Origin of the sequence: Bacillus sp. TH22 (assembly GCF_016651015.1) — a bacterium.
In the GTDB taxonomy this organism is placed as follows: Bacteria; Bacillota; Bacilli; order Bacillales; family Bacillaceae_G; genus Bacillus_A; species Bacillus_A mycoides.
In genome coordinates, this window is sequence record NZ_JAEKER010000001.1 from 4,391,255 (window position 1) to 4,412,405 (window position 21,151).

Below are 21,151 nucleotides of genomic sequence, written 5' to 3' on the forward strand. Positions count from 1 at the left end.
TGATAAGTTGTTCTTTTTTGAGAATTATTTTATTTAAAAATAATTGACAGTCATTTGTTTTTAATGTTAACTATATTTATAAATGAGTTAACATTAGGGGTGACAATTGTGGCTATTAATAGTAACACGAGTGAAAAATCGTCTTATACATATGAAGAATTATCGAAGAAGAATAAAGATTACGTATGGCACCCATTTACACAAATGAAAGATTATTTAGAAGAAGATCCTGTCATTATTGAACGTGGAGAGGGAAGAAAGCTATACGATGTAAATGGAAATGAATATTGGGACGGTGTTTCATCTATTTGGTTAAATGTTCATGGGCATCAAGTACCAGAACTAGATGAGGCAATTCGCGAGCAATTAAATAAAATTGCTCATTCTACTATGCTAGGACTTGCTAACGTTCCATCTATTTTATTAGCAGAAAAAATAATTGAAGTTGTACCAGAAGGTTTGAAGAAAGTATTCTATTCAGACTCTGGTTCTAGCGCCGTTGAAATTGCAATTAAGATGGCCTTTCAATATTGGCAGCATAAAGGAAAACCGAAAAAACAAAGATTTGTTACATTAAAAGAAGCATATCACGGTGATACGATAGGTGCTGTTTCAGTAGGAGCAATAGACTTGTTTCACCAAGTGTATAGTTCACTATTATTTGAGGCAATTAAAATGCCGTATCCATATACATATCGTTCTCCTTATGGAGATAATAAGGAACAAATTGTAAAGAAACATTTAGAAGAAATGGAAGAAATGCTACAAGAAAAACATGAAGAAGTAGCAGCTATTATTGTGGAGCCATTAATGCAAGGTGCTGGTGGGATGATTACAATGCCAAAAGGATACTTAAAAGGGCTTCGCGATTTATGTACAAAATACAATGTATTATTTATTACAGATGAGGTAGCGACTGGATTTGGGCGTACCGGGAAAATGTTTGCATGTGAACACGAGGATGTAACGCCAGACATTTTAACAGCCGGAAAAGGTTTAACAGGTGGTTATTTACCAGTGGCAATTACGGTAACGACAGATGAAATTTATAATGCCTTTTTAGGAGGCTATGAAGAACAAAAAACGTTTTTCCATGGTCATAGTTATACAGGGAATCCGTTAGGGTGTGCCGTAGCAATTGCAAATTTAGAACTATATGAAAAAACTAATTTAATAGAAAATGTTGCGTATAAAGCAGAATATGTAGCGGCACAATTAGAAGATCTTAATGAATATAAGCACGTAGGAGATATTCGTCAGTGTGGGCTAATGGTTGGTATTGAACTTGTGAAGAATAAGGAAATGAAAGAATCGTTTGAATGGACAGAAAGAGTCGGCGTTCAAGTATGTAAACGTTCAAGAGAGCTGGGCATGATTTTGCGACCACTCGGTAATACGATTGTATTTATGCCTCCTCTTGCATCTACGGTGGCTGAGATTGATGAGATGTTACGCATTTTATATAAAGCAATCTCGGATGTTACGGAGGGAGAGTAATGAGTGGTTTCTTTATAACGGCAACGGATACAGAAGTTGGCAAAACGGTAGTGACAGGAGCATTGGCAGGTATATTTCGAGAGCGTGGACATAATGTTGGTGTATATAAACCGTTGCAAAGTGGACATGTTGCATCAAATCCTGAGGGTGATGCAGCAAGATTAAAAGCATTATCGGGTGTACCGACAGAAGAAGATGAAATTTGTCCTTATTCCATTGAAGAACCACTTGCTCCGAGACTTGCCATGAAAAGAGCTGGAAGGACAGTAACGTTAAAAGAAATTACTGCTCACTATAATGAACTGCTAAAAAAGTTTAATAGCCTATTTGTAGAAGGGGCTGGTGGGCTTGCAGTTCCATATACAGAAGATGCTTTAGTGATTGATTTTGCAAAAGAATTACAGCTTCCTCTTATTGTAGTAGCGCGTCCTACGCTTGGGACAGTTAATCATACTATTTTAACAATTTCTTATGCAAAAGCACATGGATTAAAAGTAGCAGGTGTAATTTTATCTGGATGTAAAGGATATGAAAAAGAAAGAGTGCAAGAAAATAAAATAATGATTGAGGAGTTAAGTGGCGTGCCGGTTTTAGGGTTATTACCATTCCTTGAAGGAGAGTTTACAAAGGAAGAATTATTAGGGGCGGCAAAAGAGCATATTATGATTTCAAAATTAGAGGAGCTCATCCAAAATGAATCAAATGTGGCGCACGCATCTTCAATCTAAAGTAGAACAATTAAAGGAGCAAGGGCAGTATCGTAATTTACATGTAACAGAGAAAGCGGAAGAGACATGGCTTATTCGAAATAAGAAAAAGATGCTAAATTTAGCATCGAATAATTATTTAGGATTAGCTGGAGATGAAAGGTTGAAAGAAGCTGCTATTGCCTGCACGAGAAAATATGGAACTGGAGCGACAGCATCTCGTCTCGTTGTAGGAAATTATCCATTGTATGAAGAGGTTGAGAAAATTATATGCAACTGGAAAGGTACTGAAAGAGCATTAATTGTAAATAGTGGGTATACAGCAAATGTAGGTGCTATATCTGCTTTAGCCTGTCGTCACGATATGGTTTTTAGTGATAAATTAAATCACGCAAGTATTGTTGATGGAATTATATTAAGCGGAGCAGAGCATAAAAGATATCGTCATAATGATTTGGATCATTTAGAAAAGATGTTGCAAATAGCGTCACCAGAAAAGAGAAAATTAATCGTAACAGATACGATTTTTAGTATGGATGGAGATATTGCATATTTGAGAGGCTTAGTTCAGCTGAAAGAGAAATACGGGGCAATCATTATAGTTGATGAAGCACATGCAAGTGGAATATATGGAATCGGTGGAGCTGGACTATCTCATATAGAAAAAGATATCGCTCAAAAAATTGATATACATATGGGGACGTTTAGTAAGGCTTTAGGGTGTTATGGTGCGTATTTAACGGGTGATTCCATTTATATAGAGTATTTACAAAATATGATGAGAAGCTTGATTTTTACTACAGCTTTACCACCAGGAACATTAGGGGCGATCCGAAAAGCAATTGAAATTGTGAAAGAAGATAACGAAAGAAGAGAGCGACTTATAGAGAATGGTGCATATTTCAGGACGCATTTACAAGAAGCTGGTTTTGATATTGGGAATAGCTCAACTCATATTGTACCGATTGTAGTTGGGTCAAATGAAAATACTTTACGGTTTAGTGAAAGGTTACAAGAGGTAGGTATCGCAGCCATTGCAATTCGTCCGCCGACTGTTCCGGTTGGTAGTTCTCGAGTCCGTTTTGCAGTTACGTCACAACATACAATAGCCGATTTAAAATGGGCTATTCAGCATATTATACGTATTGGTAAAGAAGAGGGGTTTTTAGTATGAAAGAGCTAAAGCTTATTTTTATTCCAGGATGGGGAATGGAAGAAGGTGTTTGGACTTTGGTTCTGCCGTATTTTAAAGGATATTCTGTTCAATGTATAGATTGGCGTAACGTGAAAGAACAAAGTGAATTTGCGGGGCGAATAATAGATGTAGCGCAGGATGAAAATGTAATTTTAGTTGGATGGTCACTAGGAGCGTTAGCGGCAGTACAAGCTTATAAAAAGATTAAGGCGAAAGGTATGGTGCTAATTGGTGGTACCGCTAAATTTACCAATACAAGTGACTATACAAGTGGATGGAATTCCCTGCATGTAGAACGTATGAAAAAGAATTTAACGAGAAAGAAAGAAGATACTTTGAAGCGTTTCTATGAAAATATGTTTACAAAAAGTGAGCTGAAGGAGAATACGAATTTTGAAGAGATTGCGCTGAAGTTTAAAGGAGACTCGATTCAGTCTTTACAATTAGGCTTAGATTATTTAATAGAAACAGATATGAGAAATGAAGTAATAGATATGAAAGCCCCGCTGTTACTCCTTCATGGAGAGCAGGATGTAATATGTCCATTGTCTGCAGCCCATAGTATGGCGAATAATACGAATGTCAATCTAAAGGTAGTAAGCGGTGCTGGGCATGCATTATGTGTAACGAATTTTGAATATTGCGCAAATGAAATTATTCAATTTGTAGAGGGGATACGACATGATCAACAAAACGTTACTGCAAAAACGGTTTAACGGGGCGGCTGTATCCTACGATCAATATGCAAATGTACAAAAAAAGATGGCGCATTCGTTACTTTCTACATTGAAGGAACGATATAGTGAAACATCATCGATACGTATTTTAGAACTTGGATGCGGGACAGGATATGTAACAGAGCAATTATCAAATTTATTTCCGAAAGCTCATATTACAGCTGTGGATTTTGCTGATGAGATGATTGCAGTCGCGAAAACTAGAAAAAGTTTGGGAAATGTGATGTTTCGATGTGAAGATATTGAACAATTAAAATTAGAAAATCCATATGATGTCATCATTTCAAATGCTACATTTCAATGGCTTAATGATTTAAAAGAGACAGTGAAAAATTTATTTAACTATTTGTCTGAAGAAGGAACATTATTATTTTCCACGTTTGGTAATACGACTTTTCAAGAATTGCATACGTCTTTTCAGCGTGCTAAGAAAGAAAAGGGGATACACAATTGTACTTCAATAGGACAACGATTCGTTTCGAAAGAACAGTTAGTGAATATATGCAAAAATTCATTAGGAAATGTACATGTTTCTGAAACATGTTACATAGAAAGATTTGCAGAAGTTAGGGAGTTTCTACATTCTATTCGAAAAGTAGGAGCGACCAATAGTAATGAAGAGTCTTATTGTCAAAGCCCTTCACTCTTTCGTACGATGCTTCGTATATATGAAAGAGACTTCACGGAAAAAGAAGGGATAATGGCAACATATCATGCTTTATTTACGTATATAACAAAAGAGGGGAAGAGATGAAATGAAACAAGTACAAATAAAAAGGGATTGGAAAAAACTTGCATACGACGTAGTAGAAGAGAAAATGATTACGAAAGAAGATGCAATTGCAATATTAGAAGCTGATGATACAGAAGTTTTAGAAATTATGAATGCAGCTTACATCATTCGCCATCATCATTTTGGTAAGAAAGTAAAGTTGAACATGATTATAAATACGAAATCTGGATTATGTCCTGAAGATTGCGGGTATTGTTCACAGTCTATTATTTCAGAAGCACCGATTGATAAGTATGCATGGTTAACACAAGAGAAAATTGTTGAAGGAGCGCACGAAGCAATTCGTCGTAAAGCAGGTACATATTGTATTGTTGCATCTGGTCGTCGTCCGACGAATAAAGAAGTAAATCACGTTATTGGAGCAGTTAAGGAAATTCGTGAAACGACAGATTTAAAAATTTGCTGTTGTTTAGGATTTTTAAATGAAGATCAAGCAGGTCAGTTAGCAGAAGCTGGTGTGCATCGTTATAATCACAATTTAAATACGCATGCCAACAATTATGATAGCATTTGTTCAACGCATACGTATGACGATCGTGTTGATACAGTCCAAAAAGCGAAGCAAGCCGGTATTTCTCCATGCTCTGGAGCAATTTTCGGAATGGGAGAAACGATTGAACAGCGCGCTGAAATTGCATTTGAATTACAACGTTTAGATGCGGATTCTATTCCATGTAATTTCCTTGTTGCTGTAAAGGGTACTCCGCTTGAAGGACAAAAAGAATTAACACCTGTAGAATGTTTAAAAGTGCTGGCGATGATGCGTTTTGTAAATCCAACAAAAGAAATTCGTATTTCAGGTGGTCGAGAACTTAATTTACGTTCTGTACAGCCACTTGGTTTATTTGCAGCAAACTCTATCTTTGTCGGGGACTATTTAACAACAGCTGGACAAGAGCCGACTGCGGACTGGGGTATGATTGAAGATTTAGGATTTGAGATTGAAGAATGTGCGCTATAAGATAGATGAAAAGCAAACTCTTTAAAGGGGTTGCTTTTTTTTTGTAAATAAAATGTAATAAAAGTCCATTAATGCTTGATAGTAGTCACTTTTGGACGAGAAAAATAATTTTGTGGACGAATTTTCCAAGCCCTAATTGTACATAGTAAAAATGTAATTTATATCGGGTTGGAGGATTTTACATGTACAAATACATATTAACTATTATGACCTGTCTGATTTTAATAAAAGCGATAAGTGCTGATCCAGTTAAGGCGGCTGAAAATCCTGAACAAAAAGAAATGCAACAAAGAATTGAACAGCATTTTCGAACGAAAGCTGAACATTTTGGGCTTGAAACAGAAGGAAAAGATTTAAAAGAAGTGAGGAAGGAAATTTCTATTATAGAAGAAGCGGAAAAGAGAGAAAATGTGTGGAGAACAGCACAAGCTCTTCGTATAAAAACAGAAGGAAAAACGATGGATGAATTAATAGAAGATGTACGAAAAAAGGTGAGAAAATAAAAAAAGAGGCCGTAGCCTCTTTTTTAAGCCCATTGTTTTGATAAATGAGCCATTTCGATCGCAGCAACTGCCGATTCATATCCTTTATTACCAGCTTTTGTACCTGCACGTTCAATCGCTTGTTCAATTGTTTCTGTCGTTAATACACCGAAAATAACTGGAATGTCCGTTTGTAGTGATAAAGACGCAACACCTTTTGCTACTTCATTACAAACGTAATCGTAATGTGTTGTAGCACCGCGAATTACTGTACCTAATGTAATAACAGCATCATATTTTCCGCTATTGGCCATCTTTTTAGCGATTAAAGGAATTTCAAATGCACCAGGAACCCATGCAACATCAATATCATTCTCTTCTACACCGTGACGCTTTAATCCATCTAAAGCTCCGCCAAGTAACTTACTTGTAATAAACTCATTAAAACGTCCAACAACAACCCCAACTTTTAATCCTGTACCAACTAAATGACCTTCGAATACCATAATGTATCTCTCCCTTAATTATAAGTTTAGTAAATGTCCTAATTTGCTTGCTTTCGTTTGTAAATACGTTTTATTTTCTTCTTTTGTTGGCATTTGCAACGGTACACGCTCGGTTACTTCTAAATCGTAACCTTGTAAGCCAGCAATTTTTCGTGGATTATTCGTTAATAATCGTAAACTTTGTAAGCCTAAATCTTTTAAAATTTGAGCGCCAATACCGTAATCACGAAGATCAGCTGGGAACCCAAGTTTTTCATTTGCTTCTACAGTATCTAACCCTTCTTCTTGTAACTTATAAGCGCGAAGCTTATTCAGAAGGCCAATTCCTCGTCCTTCTTGTCTCATATAGAGAAGAACACCTTTTCCTTCACGCTCAATTTGAGCAAGTGCAGCATGTAGCTGTGGTCCGCAATCACAGCGGCACGAACCAAATACATCTCCTGTTAAGCATTCTGAATGAACGCGTACAAGTACAGGTTCGCCTGTTGAAATATCACCTTTTACGAGCGTGATATGTTCTTTCATATCTAATGAGTTAGAATAGCCAATTGCATGGAAAGTACCGAAATCTGTAGGTAATGTAATTTCCACTTCTCTTGTCACAAGTGTTTCGTGATGGCGGCGATAAGCAATTAAATCTTCTATTGTAATCATTTTTATATCAAATTGTTTTGCGCACTCTAGTAAATCAGGTACACGTGCCATCGTACCGTCCTCATTTATAATTTCGCAAATGACTCCAGCTGGTTCTGCTCCGCAAAGTTTGGCTAAATCGACAGCGGCTTCTGTATGACCAGCACGGCGCAGTACACCGCCTTCTTTCGCAATTAATGGAAAGATATGTCCAGGGCGATTGAAATCAGAGCCTTTTGATGCAGGGTTTAACAATTCTTGTATCGTAGTTGCACGTTCATGAGCACTAATCCCTGTTGTTGTAGAAACATGATCAATGCTCACTGTAAACGCAGTGTGATGTGAATCTGTATTATGAGATACCATTGGTTCTAACTGTAGACGTTCTGCGTACTCCTCCGTAATGGGTACACAAACGAGACCACGACCGTGTGTAATCATAAAATTAATCGTTTCTGGTGTAATGTACTCTGCTAAAGCAATAAAATCGCCTTCATTTTCTCGGTTTTCATCATCACATACGATAACAACTTTTCCTTGTTTTAAATCTTCTAGAGCTTCTTCAATACGATGAAACATTGTGCTTCCTCCTTATAGAAATCCGTTTTCTTGTAAAAAGCTTTCGGTCATTGAACCAGTTCTTTTTGCGGGCTTTGAGATAAAGCGTTCAATATATTTTCCAATCATGTCACACTCAATGTTTACGATGTCCCCGGCTTTTTTTTCTCCGATTATAGACTCGCTTACTGTGTGGGGGATGAGTGAAATTGTAATTGAAGATTCGTCTATATCAAATATTGTTAAGCTAGTGCCATCAACAGCAACGGATCCTTTATGCAAACAATAGCGTAGTAATTCATCAGAAATTGCTATTTTGTAATAGATGGCATTGTAATGTTGTTTTTTAGTTAAAATCGTACCGATGCCATCGATATGTCCGGTGACGAAATGTCCACCGAATCGTCCGTTTGCAGCCATCGCCCGTTCTAAATTCACTTTGGCACTTGGCTTTAGCATACGAAGTGATGTTGCTTTCATTGTTTCAGGCATTGCGTCGACAGTGAATGAAGTAGTCGTAAAAGTAGTTACTGTTAAGCAAATGCCGTTAACTGCAATACTATCACCTAATTTGACATCCGATAGAATTTGCTTTGCGCTAATAGTTAGCTTCATTGCTTCACCACTTTGAGTCATGCTTGATATCGTTCCTAACTCTTCTACGATTCCTGTAAACATTCCGTCACCTCGCTTTTTAAGGTTGCAACAATTTTTATATCATTACCGATTTGTTTCATCTCTTGAATTGTTAAGGAAAGTGCATCTTGTACCTTCGAAAAACCAGCTCCGCCAAATAAGGTGGGTGCATCTTTTCCACCAATTAATTTCGGGCTTATATAGGTCACGATTTCATTAAAATTATTTGTTTTTAAGAAGTTTGCATGCACCGTTTGACCACCTTCAACGAACAGAGAAAGAATTTGTTTCTCACCGAGCAGGGATAGGACATCTTGTATTTCAATTTGCTGTGTTTTCATTTGGAATACAGCTATATTGTTAGATTCATAAGACGCTATTTTCTCTTTGTTTACATCCTTACCGACAATAATCCATGTCGGAGTTAAGCCATCTGTTATGACATGAGAAGATGGCGGCGTTCGTAAGTGGGTATCTAAAATAACGCGTATAGGATGTTTACCTCCGTTTGGAATTCGTGTTGTTAAGTGTGGATTATCAGTTAGAACTGTATTCACACCGACTAGGATAGCATCATGTATATGACGATATTGGTGAACGTCAGCGCGTGCTTCTTCGCCTGTAATCCACTTACTTTCACCGGTTACAGTTGCTGTTTTTCCATCTAAGCTCATTGCTGTTTTTATTGTTACAAAGGGACGTTTCTTTTTCATATAGTGAAAAAAGTATCGATTTAATAAAGTGGCTTCCGCCTCAAGAACACCAGTAGTTACCTCGATTCCAACTTCTTCTAATCTCCTTTTTCCATTTCCGGAAACGAGGGGATTGCAATCAAGAGTAGCAATTACAACACGCTGAACTCCTTTTTCAATGAGTAATTCACAGCAAGGGGGTGTTTTTCCAAAATGGCTACACGGTTCAAGTGTTACATAAACGGTAGCGTCTTTTGCTCTTTCACCAGCCATGTGAAGAGCATGAACTTCAGCATGTTCTTCACCAGCACGCATGTGGGCACCCATTCCAACAATTTCCCCATCTTTAACAACAACGGCACCAACCATAGGATTTGGGCTTGTTTGTCCCGATGTTCCTTGTGCTAACTGCAAGGCAATCCTCATATATTCTTGATCTGTCATTCTTTTCACCTCTCCTGAAAAAATCAAAAAACCCCAAGGATTTTATATCCTTGGGGTTTGGGAGACGTGATTTCTAGAAATATAGTTCGAATACGAAAGTATAGGAAAGAAACCTAACGATGACTGATATTTTGGCATAAGGAAAAAACCTAGCAAAATATCAAATTCTTTCAACGCTAGTCGTATCTTTTTATTTCAGTATAGAAACATAAGTATACAAAATAAAACATATATAAAGATTCAAAATGAAACTTTAAAAATATGCATACTGAAATAAAAGTGTATTCGCTATATAAAATTACTAGAAAACATATCCTTCTCCCATCCAGACTATACTGTCGGCCCTAGAGTTTCACTAGATCCACCGTTTTCGCGTTGAAAACGGGTCACGGACTTAGAAGCTATCGCTTCATCACCGCCGGTTGGGAATTTCACCCGACCCCGAAGGATGTTGTTTGCTCACATTATAGCACAAAAAAGAAAAAAGCATAGTAAAAAATGTTCGAATGTGAAGAATTGTTTGAAAATATATGCCGATTTGAATGGGGACGAAAGTAATAGAAATGTTGAAAGGGGAAGGGCTGTATAGGCTTTGATCAAAAGAAAAAACATACACAAATAAATGTGCATGCTCTTTAAATATTTATTCTGCCTCTGGTGCTCTAACAACAGACTCGAATTTTCCTTTATGCGAAGCATCGCAATAAGGCATGTTTTTTGATAAACCACAACGACATAAAGAAAATGCTGGTTTTGCTGGGAATACATTCCCTTGTGAGTCAACTAATTCCACGTCCCCTGTAACGCGAAAAGAGCCATTATCATTCACTTTAATTTGTACTTTTGCCAACGTTATCCCTCCTTTCCAAACGCTTACTCTCATCATATAATTAGGGAGAGTACTTGACAATATAAAGTGAAACTTTAATCAGTGGGGGCATCCCCACTGATTATTAGTTCAACCAATCGGGCGTTTACGGGCAGTTAATCTCCCACCTTACTTCTTTGCCTAAGCTGAATTTTGAGGTGGGAGTCTTACTGCCCGCAAATAGCGGGATAAAAAGAGCACTTTGTTTGAGAGAGAAGAGAGTGTTATAATAGTTTTTATAACTGACTAGAGTAAGGTGACGAAAGATGGATAAAAAATTACACACACTACAAAATATTGCAAATGAGCGCACATGGGCATCATTTTTGAATGATAATCATCCATATAGTTTACTTCATTGGTCAATCGCAGGTGTAGGACAAGAACCGAAAGATGTTTGGTTACTTCAAGATGAGGTAACTTTTCAAACGACGGAATTCCCAACGCTAGACGAGGCAGTAAAGTGGATTTCTGAAAATATGGAACAAGTTACAGACGTTTTAGCGCAGTAAAAAAACAGGCTTATGCAAGCCTGTTTTTTGTTTCTTTTACATATGTGTTTAAAAATTGATCGATGGCATCTTCGTACTCTTCTTTATTTTCATTATAAGAGCAAGCGTGTGCACCATGTTCTGCAATATAAAGCTGTTTATTATTTTCTTTCGCTTCATAAAGTGATTTCGTCATATCAGATAAAATATAGTCATCATCTTTACTATGAATAAAGAGAACCGGATTGTTAATATTTTTTATACAATCAATTGGTGAAACTTCACGAATTGTATAGCCATCACGAACTTTTAAAAAGGCATTTGCTAAAGGTAATAAAGGCCATTTTGGCAAATGAAACTCAACTTTCAAACGATGTTGTAACTGTCCATAAAAATCAGAGAAAGGACAATCAGCAATATAAAAATCAGCACCATCTTCTACAAGTCCTGCATATTGAAGAAGAGTTGCAGCACCCATAGATTCACCATGAATTCCGAGTGTAATATTCGTTCCGAAACGATCTTTTAGCCAGTCAACTACTGACTTTAAATCATGTTTTTCATAATAGCCATAACTTGTTGTTTTACCACCGGTTTTACCATGACGGCGATGATCATAAATAAATACGTTATATCCTCTATTTAAAAATAAGTTTGCATATTTAACGGAATTCATTTTATTTACAGTCACACCGTGGCAAAAAATCATAAATTTATTGGAATGACCAGCTGGCATGTAATATCCGTGAAGTTCGTATCCGAATTGAGAAGGGATGTGAACCTCTTCTTTTTGAATAGCCTTAAAATCGTCCAAATGAAAATGCTTTTTCGTTTCGCGTTCTAAAACTTCTTCCTCTGTTTTTTTCTTCAAGTACATAACTTTATTTGTAAAGAAAATCCCAATCGCAGTTAGTGCACCTAGTATAGTAAACAATGCTGTAAAAAAACGTTTCATACTTTACCTCATCCTCCAAATACCTCTACATGTGATACACTAACATTGTATCACAATGATGTGAAAAGGGGAGAAATCGTGTATGGTTCATATACAAAAAATCACACCAGAAATGAAAGAAGCAATTCAGGATTTTATGTGTGAAAACTGGGGAAGCTCAATGATGGTCTCGCGAGGCAGAGTACATCAATTAGAAGAATTACCTGGTTTTATTGCACTTAGAAATAACAGAATAGTGGGAATTATAACATATAAAGTGATAGAAAACATGTGTGAAATTGTATCGTTAAATAGTTTTGAGGAAGGGAAGGGGATTGGTACAAAACTGGTGGATTGTGTATTGCGAGTGGCAAAAGAGAACGAATGTAAAAAAGTGTGGCTTATTACGACGAATGATAATATGAACGCACTTCGTTTTTATCAAAAACGTAACTTCATGATGACGAACTTGTATATTGATGCGGTAAAGGAAGCACGAAAAATAAAGAAAGAAATTCCGTTTATTGGTTATGATAATATCGCGATTTCACATGAAATTCAGCTGGAGTATATTTTCTCCCGCATTAACGGGCAGTAAAACTCCCACCTCAAAATTCAGTTGGAGCAAAGAAGTTAGGTGGGAGATCCACTGCCCGTAAACGCCCGATTGGTTCAACTAATAATCAGTGGGGGATGAACAAAACCCCCACTGATTAAAGTTTCACTTTATGAGTAGAGTGGAAATTGTGTAACAATTTTCAGAAATATAAAACAATAACCTTGACGAATGTTATATTTTGGTTTAATTTAAAATTGTAATCTATTACCATATTAAGGGGTGACGATGTGGCAACTATACGTGATGTTGCAAAATTGGCCGGTGTTTCAGTCGCAACCGTTTCAAGAGTCATTAACGAAAAAGGATATGTCCATGAAGATACGGTGAAACAAGTAAAAAAAGCAATTGAAGAATTACATTATAGACCGAATGCTACAGCAAAGCCTTTATTTAAACAGCCTTCAACGGTGATTGCATTACTTGTAGATAATTTGCATAATCCATCATACATCACTTTGCTCCGTTTCGTTGAGGAAATAGCATACAAAGAAGGGTATCAAGTAATAGTTTGTAATATAGAAAATAAGAATAGATACATAGATATGTTGGAACAAAATAACATTGCAGGCGTTATAATGACGAAATCTGTTTTTCGAAGTATAGGAGAAATCTCACTTCCTTTCGCTGTGCTTGAAGAACGACAATCTCTTATGAGCTATTATGAAAGTGGACAGAAAGCTGTTTCTTTATTAAAAGAGAAAGGCTGCCAGTTTCTTGCTTATATCGGTGAGGGAGTAGAGAGTGAAGAAATGGAAGAGCATGTGGCAGGATTTCTAGATACTGCTTGGAAAGAAGGACTTTCTTATCGAGAGGAAATTGTACAAGGGTATACGAATCAACAGTTTCTTGAATTGTTACAAAAGCATCCATACATAGATGGGGTTGTAGCTTCAAGTGATAAGGTCGCTATTGAGCTAATCAGGGCGGCGAAAACTCTTAATATTCATATACCAGGTAAGTTACAAATCATTGGATTTAACGGGAGTGTAGAGGGTGAATGGATAAGTCCATCATTAACGACGATTGGAAGTTATATCGAAGAAAATGGGGAAATAGCTTTTCAACAGTTAATAGGAAAAATAAAGAAGAAACAAGTGCGACAAGAAGAAGTGGAAACAGAATTTAGGTGCATTGAGAGAGAAACAACAAAGTAAAAGGTGCGTTTTTAAAACGCACCTTTTATAGTGTAATTGCGGCAATAAAGCCGAATATAAGTAACGGTATATTATAGTGTAGAAATGTTGGGACACATGTATCCCATATATGATGGTGCTGACCATCAGCATTTAAACCAGACGTTGGTCCAAGTGTACTATCAGATGCTGGAGAACCTGCATCACCAAGTGCACCAGCTGTACCGATAATTGCGATTGTAGCCATGGGACTAAATCCGAGCTGGACGCATAACGGTACGAAAATTGTTGTTAAGATTGGGATGGTTGAAAAGGAAGAGCCAATTCCCATCGTAACGAGAAGTCCAATAATGAGCATAAGAAATGCAGCAAGCGGTTTATTATTTCCGATTATATGTGCACTCGTTTGCACAAGCGATTCAACATGTCCAGTTTTTCGAAGAACAGCGCCAAATCCAGCGGCAGAAATCATAACAAATCCGATAAAGGACATCATACGCATTCCACTCGTTAAAATAGCATCGGCTTCTTTAAGAGGGAGGCTACCGCTAACTGATAAGACGATAATACCTGCTAAAGCACCAAAAATCATTGATTCTGTTGCTAATTGCACAGTTAATGTAGCGAGTATTGATAATAAACCCAAAGTAATGCTTCTTTTCGTATAGGGAACGATTTCATTCTGTGCAGCATGAATTTGTTCTGTTTCATATGTACGTGGTTTTCTGTATGTAATGAAAACCGCTACACATAATCCGATAATCATACCGATTGCTGGAATAGTCATCGCTTTTGGAATAAGTGCGACATCAAATGTAAGACCGCTTTGCGCAGCATTTGTTTGCAATACGTCATGAAAAATTTTTCCGAACCCTGCTGGAACCCACATGTAAGGGGTAATTAACCCAAATGTAATAAGACATGTTACAAGCCTACGATCCACCCTCAGCTCATTTAATACTTTTAAAAGTGCTGGAATTAAGATTGGGATGAAAGCGATATGAACAGGGATAATATTTTGTGAGAAGCAAGCCATTGTTAAAATGATAAATAATATAAGTATTTTAGAATAGACTTGTTTTTTCGTGTCTTGTTCGTTGCCGATCCATTTTAAAGCTGATTGGATCATTGCATCAGGAAGTCCTGTTTTTGAAAGGGAAATAGCAAATCCACCGAGCATTGCGTAGCTTAATGCGATAGGAGCACTGTTCCCAAGACCGGCTGTAAAAGTACTAATTGTTTCTGAAATACCGAGTCCGCCGATAAGTCCGCCTGTTAAAGCTCCAACGATAATGGCGACAATGACTTGGACACGTAACAAACTAAGCAGTAGCATGACTGCTACTGCGATGAGTACAGCGTTCATAATAAATGTAATCTCCCTAATTTTTATTCTGTTAAGGCAAGCAAGTGTTTGTAGTGACATATACTTGCGACATATCATTATAAAATGTTTTCTATGAAATGTAAAAGCGCCTTTTGTTATTAATGTTGAAAAGATAGTTCTTGTTTAATTGATTGTAAAGATTTAGCAAATAACTCAGGCTCTTCTAAATCTGGAGAATGTGCCGAGTTTGGAAACCAAATCATCTTTTTAATAGGAGCTTGAATGATATCGCAATATTGTTGAACGAGTGCATAAGGAGTTTGATAATCATAGCGACCAGAACAAAAATAAACAGGAACAGATAAACTTGAAATAGATGAAAAGAAATCGATTGTCAGCATCTCTTCCCATAAAACTCCGGATTTTAAATTTCCTGCGAGAAATTTGAACCAATCTAATAGCGTATATTCAGGAGAAAAGAAGCCTTTTCGTATGAAAGAAAAGGAAGATCCATTTTGGATTGCTCCTCCGAATGTACCAAGCCACTTTCTTTGAATAATGAGGCGTCTCGTATCTAAAAAGGGTGGTTTCCCTAATTTTAAAAGAGAAGCTAATGCCTTTTTATGGTCATGCTTTTTGGCAGAGCTAATTAAATGTTGATATAGTAATTCTTCATTTTGCTTCATATGTACGATTTGACCGATGCCGATGTATGCTTCTATATATTCGGGACATTGATTAGCGATTTGTAGTCCGATAATACTTCCCCAAGAATGACCAGCGAGAAATAGTTTTTGCTTATTAAAGCGTTTGAGAAGATATTGAATAACCTTTTTTGCATCTGAAAAAAATTGATCAATCGTAAGATTTGTTTGGATGTCCCGCCATAAAAAGGATTTACCTGCCCCTCGCTGATCCCAATTAATAACGATAAAGTGCTTTTCTAACTCTTTTTGAAAATGGCGAATAAAGCCGATTTGTGCCATACCAGGACCGCCGTGACAGCATAATAAAATAGGCTGATCCACGTTTTGGCCGCGTATAAGGAGAGATTGTTTCCGGTCATTAATCATAACGCTTTCTATCGTAGCGATACTGTTAGGGATTAGTCGCTTCTTTTCGTTGTAAAACCGAGGGGTATGGCTACGAAAAAGCATATGTAAACCTCCTTTTCTTAAATGGTATGAATCGCACAGGCTCTTTCTTTTGCATATACTACTAGAAAATCATTGTATCATAACATACTGGTTTGATTTCAAGTTTAGGCGATTAAGAGAGGAGGGAGAATGTGACGATTGGAGAAATTATTGATTCTTTAAATAGACGCGAATCAATCGCTATTATAGCGAAACGGCTTGAAATGAGCCCATATACATTATCAAAGAAATTAAGGGTGATTGGATATGAATATGATGGAGAGCAGAAAAAACGTATCTTTATAGGTGATGGTGAAGAGCCACGTCATTTGCAAATACAAGAAGCTACTGCCCTTCAATATGCAAAAACAGACTATCAATTACTAATTTATGAACAATTACAAAGCATTTATGAATTGCTAAGAAAAAGAGAAGAAGTAAGTGTTCAAATTATAAGTAAGAGCACAGAGAAAAAGAAACGAACCTTTTCGATTAATATAGAAGTATTAGCAAGACTAGATGTTATATCGGAATCAAAAGGGATTCAAAAGTCTAAAATTGTAGAAGAAGCACTACAGGAGTTTTTGCAACGGTATGATGTTAATCATGAAACGTATCCAGAGAAATAAAAGAAAGGATACTATGTTCCATATAAGAGCGTGTATCCTTTCTTTTATTTCATTTTTTGTTTTGTTTCGAAAAGTAATATAGGAACCAAACGGCATGATTTTGTTCATCAGCTGCTGCGCGCTGAAATGTTTCTTTCACTTGTTGATTTGTCGTTCCGTCAGCAATTTCTAAGTAAAAATCAACTGTTCGTTGCTCATCTTGCCGAATTTCAAGGATTTGAGTTCGTTCATTTATGTCTGGAGCTAAAGTAGCTAATCTAGCATAAAAATGAATGGCGCTATATTCTCCATTAATTGCTTTCTCAATACTACGAATGTGTTTGTCGATACAATGTATCGTCATTGTTTGATAGAAATACATACAAATCTTCCCATTATAGTTTTCTATATACTACGAAGAAACAAGGGGCTATGTGCGTATCCTTTACTGCACTAGAAAAATGACAATACGTATGACTCTAAAAGAAGAAGCTCCTTGCATATAAAAGGAGCTTCTTCTTTCGAGTGTCACGCACTAGTTTGAATAGTATTTAATTGTTTTTTTGAATACGTCCATCAATAATCGGCTGAATTGGTTCTGTCACTTGTTTTACATAATCGACTAATGCTTCAAAATCGTTTGGACCAGTTTCAGCATTTTTTCCATTTTTAAAGGATACGAATCCATCACCGCCAGAAGCTAGGAAAGCATTTGCAACTACGCTATACGTTTTAGAGGGAACTAATTCTTCACCATTTGTTAAACGGATATTCGTAACCTTTTCGTTATTTGGTTTATTTGCATCCCAAGTGTATTGAATACCTGAAATTTGAAGCATTCTCGTTGCTCCTTTTTGCCATTGTTGATTTAATATATCACGAATATCTTGACCTGTTAGATCTACTTTAATTAATTGGTTTCCGAAAGGCTGAATGCCGTATAATTCGCCCCATGTAATATCTCCAGCGTCTAGATCATTACGAATTCCACCAGGATTCATAAGAGCGATTTGTGTTTGCATAGTTTGGCGCTGGGCATCCGCAACTAAATTTCCAAGTGTAGATTCACCAGCATCGTTTTGTTTACGGTCGATAGGTGCTGTAGATTTTCCGACTACTTCATTTACAAGAGGTGCGATTTTTTCTTTATATTGATCTAACTTTTGTTTTACTTGTTTATCAGGCTCTACACCTTCATGGTACGTTGTAATAACTTCAGCTTTTTTCTTCACAATATCTTTTGTTTTTCTATCAATTGTTACATCTACGTCCGAAAAAGCCATTCCGTAAGAATTCGCTTGCACGATAAGTTTATTATTTACAGTACCATTTACATACGTATGACTATGTCCGCCGAAAATAACATCGACTTCTGGATCTGTTTCATTTGCAATTCGAGTGAGGTCTCCATTTGTTACACCAGACTCATCAGTTGTTCCGCCGACATGTGCAAGGACTACGATAGATTTAACGCCGAGACGCTTTAATTGTTGTGTGGATTTATTAATAGCCTCTACTTCATCAGTAATTTGTACATTCTTTAGCATAGTAGGCATAACGACATTCGGTGTATCCGTTGTAACAACTCCAATGAACCCTACAGGAACTCCGTCAACTATTTTTACAGTGAATGGTGGTAAAAATAAGCGGCCAGTTGATTTATTATAGAAGTTTGCAGCGACATAAGGGAAGTTTGCTCCTTTGAAATTTCCTGTTTTTTCGTGATATCCACCGTAAATGAGGCGTTTCATTTCATCGATACCTTCATCAAATTCATGGTTTCCGATTGTACCAACATCAAACTTTAAGTCATTTAAAAATTCAATTGTTGGTTCGTCTTGTAATAATGCGGAAACTGGTGGGCTGGCTCCGACAATATCACCGGCATGTACGAGAAGTGTATTAGGGTTTTGTTTTTTGCGTTCTTTTAAATAAGTAGCTAAATAATCAGCGCCACCAGCTTCTTTATTGTTAACTTTTTTTACAGTATCTAGTTGACCATGTAAATCATTAATACCAAGCATTTGTACGTCTATGTATCGGTTTTGTTCGGCAGGAGTCTGAGATGGAGGAGCGGCGAATACGCTTGAAAAAGTAATAGTACTTAAAACAGCAACAGCAGGAATAATTTTTTTCCACATAATTAATTTCTCCTTTTTTTATAATCTGACATCATACGACATAATTTTAATAGATTACTAGGATTATATCTATATAAAAATTTAGTTTTTTCGAAAAATTAACATATTTACAAAAGATAAATAATAGAGTAGGGAACCTTTTTTATTGTCGATTTCGCCATGTATCCTCTATAATGGAGAAAAAAGTAAAAGGTGAATAGTATGAAGAAAAAGAAGCAAAGACAAACACAAAGACACTCTCAAATGAATCAACCAGAGAAAGAATCACTTACACTAGGTGATCAATTGAACGATTCGTTAATGCAACAATTAAAGAATAAGAAAAAAGAGTTGCAAGTGAGAGAAGAGAAAAAAGAGGCAGCAGAACAAGAAAGAAAGCGTAAGGAACAAAAAGAACGTGAAAAGAATAAATCATTTGAAGAACTGTTAAGTGAAAGTAGCCTTACTTGGAAAGACTTTAAATAATAAAAAAATGATCAGTGAAATGCCGCTGATCATTTTTTTGACGAGTTTGTAAGAAAAGGGGAGTTAGAATGAGGGAAATTGTAGTCGTTCCGTATGAAAATCATTGGAGTGAGAAATTCCAAATGGAAGCCGAAAGATTAAAATCGGCGATGCCAGAAATGGTGAAAGTCCATCATATTGGAAGTACGTCAGTGCCAGGACTGGCAGCTAAACCAATTATAGATATGATTATGGAAGTAGAGAGTATCGACAGAGTAGATCATTGGAATGAACGTTTTAAAGAGCTTGGTTACATCGTAAAAGGGGAAAATGGTATTTCAAGACGTCGTTATTTTATTCATGGGACTGAGGAAAAACGCTCGTATCACTTACACGTATTTGAAAAAGGAAATCCTGAGATAGTAAGGCATTTAGCATTTCGTGATTATATGATGGCTCATTGTGAAGAAGCAGAAGCGTATGCGACTTTAAAGAAAGAACTAGCTGAAAAATATACATATGATGGCACGTTGTATACAGAAGGAAAAAATGAATTTGTACGTAATGTTGATGAAAAAGCGAAGAAATGGATAGAAAGTAACGTGAACGACTGAGTTCATGTTATTTTCTAAAGGGGTATAAAATTATTATGTAAACTGTACGTATGTTTTGACATTTTGAATAAATCTTGTTGAAATAAAGTGGTGGTTTATAAAAAATGTAACATTGAAAGGGAGAACGAGTATGCATATTCCAACAACTACACTTCATAATGGCGTGAAAATGCCGATGATTGGTCTAGGCGTTTATAAAGCTAAAGAAGGCGACGAAGTTAAACAAGCAGTAAAAACAGCGTTAGAAGTTGGATACCGTTCGATTGATACAGCAACTGTATATGAAAATGAAAGCGGTGTCGGAGAAGCGGTTCGTGAATCTGGAATTTCGCGAGAAGACTTGTTTATTACAACAAAAGTTTGGAACGATGATCAAGGGTACGAGGAGACGCTCGAGGCGTTTGAAAAAAGTTTAAAGAAATTACAAATGGACTATGTAGATTTATATTTAATCCATTGGCCGATAAGAGGGAAGTATGTTGATACGTACCGTGCTCTAGAAAAGCTATATGAAGAAGGTAAAGTGCGTGCCATTGGTGTTTCTAATTTTCATAAACATCATTTAGAACTGTTATTACCAAATTGCAAAGTGAAGCCGATGGTAAACCAAGTTGAACTTCATCCAATGCTAGCGCAATTTGAATTGCGTGATTTCTGTCAAGGTGAGCAAATTCAAATGGAAGCATGGAGTCCTTTAATGAGAGGCGGCGAAGTATTCCAGCATCCAATTATTCAGGCTATTTCTAAAAAATATGAAAAGTCACCTGCACAAGTTATATTAAGGTGGGATATTCAAAGTGGGATTGTGACTATTCCTAAATCTGTTACGCCATCTCGTATTAAAGAGAACTTTACTATTTTTGATTTCTCATTAACTGAAGAAGAGATGGATCAAATTAATACGTTAAATCGTAATTTACATGTAGGAACGAATCCTGATAAATATGATACGTTATAAAAAAAGACTGCCGCCTAGTGTTGGGGGGGCAGTCTTT

The 21,151-nt window shown here is 36.6% G+C and carries 24 protein-coding genes and 1 riboswitch; of the genes, 14 read left to right on the forward strand and 10 right to left on the reverse strand.

From position 1 onward, the window contains the following. Positions 1-63: 63 nt before the first annotated feature. The 7 genes from bioA to JFU18_RS22495 all read left to right on the forward strand — a co-directional run bounded on the left by bioA (position 64) and on the right by JFU18_RS22495 (position 6,393). The gene (bioA, locus tag JFU18_RS22465; RefSeq protein ID WP_201034296.1) at positions 64-1,497 is read left to right on the forward strand and encodes an adenosylmethionine--8-amino-7-oxononanoate transaminase; all 1,434 of its coding nucleotides are present in this window, start codon (positions 64-66) and stop codon (positions 1,495-1,497) included. Beyond that, positions 1,497-2,225 (forward strand): dethiobiotin synthase, encoded by a 729-nt coding sequence (gene bioD / locus JFU18_RS22470; protein ID WP_201031742.1) that lies wholly within the window; start codon positions 1,497-1,499, stop codon positions 2,223-2,225. Before bioA ends, bioD begins: the two co-directional genes overlap by 1 nt. After that, positions 2,191-3,378: an 8-amino-7-oxononanoate synthase gene (gene bioF / locus JFU18_RS22475; protein WP_201031741.1), complete on the forward strand. Its 1,188-nt coding sequence runs from the start codon at positions 2,191-2,193 to the stop codon at positions 3,376-3,378. The genes bioD and bioF overlap by 35 nt, the downstream gene beginning before the upstream one ends. Next, entirely contained in the window at positions 3,375-4,115 is a 741-nt protein-coding gene (locus JFU18_RS22480) for an alpha/beta fold hydrolase (RefSeq protein WP_137058363.1), read from the forward strand. The genes bioF and JFU18_RS22480 overlap by 4 nt, the downstream gene beginning before the upstream one ends. Next, a complete protein-coding gene (bioC, locus tag JFU18_RS22485; RefSeq protein ID WP_201031740.1) occupies positions 4,081-4,890 on the forward strand; it encodes a malonyl-ACP O-methyltransferase BioC in 810 nt (269 codons plus the stop codon). Before JFU18_RS22480 ends, bioC begins: the two co-directional genes overlap by 35 nt. Position 4,891: 1 nt before the next feature. Continuing rightward, the gene (bioB, locus tag JFU18_RS22490) at positions 4,892-5,890 is read left to right on the forward strand and encodes a biotin synthase (protein ID WP_201034295.1); all 999 of its coding nucleotides are present in this window, start codon (positions 4,892-4,894) and stop codon (positions 5,888-5,890) included. Between the two features lie 182 nt (positions 5,891-6,072). Next, complete coding sequence (locus JFU18_RS22495) at positions 6,073-6,393, forward strand: hypothetical protein (protein WP_002088493.1); 321 nt, start codon at positions 6,073-6,075, stop codon at positions 6,391-6,393. A gap of 23 nt (positions 6,394-6,416) precedes the next feature. Here the strand turns inward: JFU18_RS22495 and ribH are convergent, their stop codons facing one another. The 5 genes from ribH to JFU18_RS22520 all read right to left on the reverse strand — a co-directional run bounded on the left by ribH (position 6,417) and on the right by JFU18_RS22520 (position 10,691). Further along, positions 6,417-6,878 carry a 6,7-dimethyl-8-ribityllumazine synthase gene (gene ribH / locus JFU18_RS22500; RefSeq protein ID WP_000230892.1) on the reverse strand — a complete coding sequence of 154 codons (462 nt, stop codon included), beginning with the start codon at positions 6,876-6,878 and terminating at the stop codon, positions 6,417-6,419. An 18-nt stretch (positions 6,879-6,896) separates the two neighbouring features. Beyond that, positions 6,897-8,090, reverse strand: coding sequence for a bifunctional 3,4-dihydroxy-2-butanone 4-phosphate synthase/GTP cyclohydrolase II (gene ribBA / locus JFU18_RS22505; RefSeq protein ID WP_201034294.1), 1,194 nt, complete (start codon positions 8,088-8,090; stop codon positions 6,897-6,899). Positions 8,091-8,102: 12 nt separating this feature from the next. Continuing rightward, positions 8,103-8,747: a riboflavin synthase gene (ribE, locus tag JFU18_RS22510; protein ID WP_002088492.1), complete on the reverse strand. Its 645-nt coding sequence runs from the start codon at positions 8,745-8,747 to the stop codon at positions 8,103-8,105. Next, the gene (gene ribD / locus JFU18_RS22515) at positions 8,729-9,841 is read right to left on the reverse strand and encodes a bifunctional diaminohydroxyphosphoribosylaminopyrimidine deaminase/5-amino-6-(5-phosphoribosylamino)uracil reductase RibD (RefSeq protein WP_201034293.1); all 1,113 of its coding nucleotides are present in this window, start codon (positions 9,839-9,841) and stop codon (positions 8,729-8,731) included. The genes ribE and ribD overlap by 19 nt, the downstream gene beginning before the upstream one ends. A gap of 309 nt (positions 9,842-10,150) precedes the next feature. Then, positions 10,151-10,294: riboswitch (FMN riboswitch) on the reverse strand. A 190-nt stretch (positions 10,295-10,484) separates the two neighbouring features. Then, positions 10,485-10,691, reverse strand: a complete 207-nt coding sequence (locus JFU18_RS22520; protein WP_001151582.1) for a CDGSH iron-sulfur domain-containing protein — start codon at positions 10,689-10,691, stop codon at positions 10,485-10,487. A 284-nt stretch (positions 10,692-10,975) separates the two neighbouring features. On the opposite strand from JFU18_RS22520, the gene JFU18_RS22525 reads away from it, so the two are divergent. Then, entirely contained in the window at positions 10,976-11,221 is a 246-nt protein-coding gene (locus JFU18_RS22525) for a DUF2552 family protein (RefSeq protein ID WP_002014992.1), read from the forward strand. 10 nt (positions 11,222-11,231) lie between these two features. Here JFU18_RS22525 and JFU18_RS22530 read toward each other — a convergent pair whose 3' ends face one another. Next, on the reverse strand, positions 11,232-12,155 hold the full coding sequence (locus tag JFU18_RS22530) for an alpha/beta hydrolase (protein WP_002014993.1): 924 nt from the start codon (positions 12,153-12,155) through the stop codon (positions 11,232-11,234). Between the two features lie 82 nt (positions 12,156-12,237). Between JFU18_RS22530 and JFU18_RS22535 the strand changes: the two genes are divergently transcribed. Beyond that, positions 12,238-12,732, forward strand: a complete 495-nt coding sequence (locus JFU18_RS22535) for a GNAT family N-acetyltransferase (protein WP_201031737.1) — start codon at positions 12,238-12,240, stop codon at positions 12,730-12,732. A 248-nt stretch (positions 12,733-12,980) separates the two neighbouring features. Then, positions 12,981-13,907: a LacI family DNA-binding transcriptional regulator gene (locus JFU18_RS22540; RefSeq protein WP_002014951.1), complete on the forward strand. Its 927-nt coding sequence runs from the start codon at positions 12,981-12,983 to the stop codon at positions 13,905-13,907. Positions 13,908-13,932: 25 nt separating this feature from the next. Here the strand turns inward: JFU18_RS22540 and JFU18_RS22545 are convergent, their stop codons facing one another. Continuing rightward, positions 13,933-15,252, reverse strand: a complete 1,320-nt coding sequence (locus JFU18_RS22545; RefSeq protein ID WP_002138221.1) for a Na+/H+ antiporter family protein — start codon at positions 15,250-15,252, stop codon at positions 13,933-13,935. A 119-nt stretch (positions 15,253-15,371) separates the two neighbouring features. After that, entirely contained in the window at positions 15,372-16,370 is a 999-nt protein-coding gene (locus JFU18_RS22550) for an alpha/beta fold hydrolase (RefSeq protein WP_201034292.1), read from the reverse strand. A 131-nt stretch (positions 16,371-16,501) separates the two neighbouring features. Between JFU18_RS22550 and JFU18_RS22555 the strand changes: the two genes are divergently transcribed. Continuing rightward, positions 16,502-16,978 carry a ribbon-helix-helix domain-containing protein gene (locus JFU18_RS22555; RefSeq protein ID WP_002014948.1) on the forward strand — a complete coding sequence of 159 codons (477 nt, stop codon included), beginning with the start codon at positions 16,502-16,504 and terminating at the stop codon, positions 16,976-16,978. Positions 16,979-17,027: 49 nt separating this feature from the next. Here JFU18_RS22555 and JFU18_RS22560 read toward each other — a convergent pair whose 3' ends face one another. Together JFU18_RS22560 and JFU18_RS22565 are read right to left on the reverse strand one after the other, a co-directional pair. Continuing rightward, the gene (locus JFU18_RS22560; RefSeq protein WP_113937126.1) at positions 17,028-17,339 is read right to left on the reverse strand and encodes a ferritin-like domain-containing protein; all 312 of its coding nucleotides are present in this window, start codon (positions 17,337-17,339) and stop codon (positions 17,028-17,030) included. A 169-nt stretch (positions 17,340-17,508) separates the two neighbouring features. Continuing rightward, the gene (locus JFU18_RS22565; protein WP_201034291.1) at positions 17,509-19,098 is read right to left on the reverse strand and encodes a bifunctional metallophosphatase/5'-nucleotidase; all 1,590 of its coding nucleotides are present in this window, start codon (positions 19,096-19,098) and stop codon (positions 17,509-17,511) included. 201 nt (positions 19,099-19,299) lie between these two features. On the opposite strand from JFU18_RS22565, the gene JFU18_RS22570 reads away from it, so the two are divergent. From JFU18_RS22570 to JFU18_RS22580, 3 genes are all read left to right on the forward strand, one after another. Continuing rightward, on the forward strand, positions 19,300-19,563 hold the full coding sequence (locus JFU18_RS22570) for a YqkE family protein (RefSeq protein WP_002014945.1): 264 nt from the start codon (positions 19,300-19,302) through the stop codon (positions 19,561-19,563). Positions 19,564-19,631: 68 nt separating this feature from the next. Further along, positions 19,632-20,156 (forward strand): GrpB family protein, encoded by a 525-nt coding sequence (locus tag JFU18_RS22575; protein WP_002138216.1) that lies wholly within the window; start codon positions 19,632-19,634, stop codon positions 20,154-20,156. A gap of 130 nt (positions 20,157-20,286) precedes the next feature. Continuing rightward, the gene (locus tag JFU18_RS22580; RefSeq protein ID WP_098167395.1) at positions 20,287-21,114 is read left to right on the forward strand and encodes an aldo/keto reductase; all 828 of its coding nucleotides are present in this window, start codon (positions 20,287-20,289) and stop codon (positions 21,112-21,114) included. The last annotated feature ends 37 nt before the right edge of the window (positions 21,115-21,151 follow it).

Excerpts from the sequence above, each read along its gene's own strand:
- bioA (WP_201034296.1), top strand. The coding sequence starts at position 64 with ATGTTAACTATATTTATAAATGAGTTAACATTAGGGGTGACAATTGTG.
- bioD (WP_201031742.1), top strand. The coding sequence starts at position 1,497 with ATGAGTGGTTTCTTTATAACGGCAACGGATACAGAAGTTGGCAAAACG.
- bioF (WP_201031741.1), top strand. The coding sequence starts at position 2,191 with ATGAATCAAATGTGGCGCACGCATCTTCAATCTAAAGTAGAACAATTA.
- JFU18_RS22480 (WP_137058363.1), top strand. The coding sequence starts at position 3,375 with ATGAAAGAGCTAAAGCTTATTTTTATTCCAGGATGGGGAATGGAAGAA.
- bioC (WP_201031740.1), top strand. The coding sequence starts at position 4,081 with ATGATCAACAAAACGTTACTGCAAAAACGGTTTAACGGGGCGGCTGTA.
- bioB (WP_201034295.1), top strand. The coding sequence starts at position 4,892 with ATGAAACAAGTACAAATAAAAAGGGATTGGAAAAAACTTGCATACGAC.
- JFU18_RS22495 (WP_002088493.1), top strand. The coding sequence starts at position 6,073 with ATGTACAAATACATATTAACTATTATGACCTGTCTGATTTTAATAAAA.
- ribH (WP_000230892.1), bottom strand. The coding sequence starts at position 6,878 with ATGGTATTCGAAGGTCATTTAGTTGGTACAGGATTAAAAGTTGGGGTT.
- ribBA (WP_201034294.1), bottom strand. The coding sequence starts at position 8,090 with ATGTTTCATCGTATTGAAGAAGCTCTAGAAGATTTAAAACAAGGAAAA.
- ribE (WP_002088492.1), bottom strand. The coding sequence starts at position 8,747 with ATGTTTACAGGAATCGTAGAAGAGTTAGGAACGATATCAAGCATGACT.
- ribD (WP_201034293.1), bottom strand. The coding sequence starts at position 9,841 with ATGACAGATCAAGAATATATGAGGATTGCCTTGCAGTTAGCACAAGGA.
- JFU18_RS22525 (WP_002014992.1), top strand. The coding sequence starts at position 10,976 with ATGGATAAAAAATTACACACACTACAAAATATTGCAAATGAGCGCACA.
- JFU18_RS22530 (WP_002014993.1), bottom strand. The coding sequence starts at position 12,155 with ATGAAACGTTTTTTTACAGCATTGTTTACTATACTAGGTGCACTAACT.
- JFU18_RS22535 (WP_201031737.1), top strand. The coding sequence starts at position 12,238 with ATGGTTCATATACAAAAAATCACACCAGAAATGAAAGAAGCAATTCAG.
- JFU18_RS22545 (WP_002138221.1), bottom strand. The coding sequence starts at position 15,252 with ATGAACGCTGTACTCATCGCAGTAGCAGTCATGCTACTGCTTAGTTTG.
- JFU18_RS22550 (WP_201034292.1), bottom strand. The coding sequence starts at position 16,370 with ATGCTTTTTCGTAGCCATACCCCTCGGTTTTACAACGAAAAGAAGCGA.
- JFU18_RS22560 (WP_113937126.1), bottom strand. The coding sequence starts at position 17,339 with ATGTATTTCTATCAAACAATGACGATACATTGTATCGACAAACACATT.
- JFU18_RS22565 (WP_201034291.1), bottom strand. The coding sequence starts at position 19,098 with ATGTGGAAAAAAATTATTCCTGCTGTTGCTGTTTTAAGTACTATTACT.
- JFU18_RS22570 (WP_002014945.1), top strand. The coding sequence starts at position 19,300 with ATGAAGAAAAAGAAGCAAAGACAAACACAAAGACACTCTCAAATGAAT.
- JFU18_RS22575 (WP_002138216.1), top strand. The coding sequence starts at position 19,632 with ATGAGGGAAATTGTAGTCGTTCCGTATGAAAATCATTGGAGTGAGAAA.
- JFU18_RS22580 (WP_098167395.1), top strand. The coding sequence starts at position 20,287 with ATGCATATTCCAACAACTACACTTCATAATGGCGTGAAAATGCCGATG.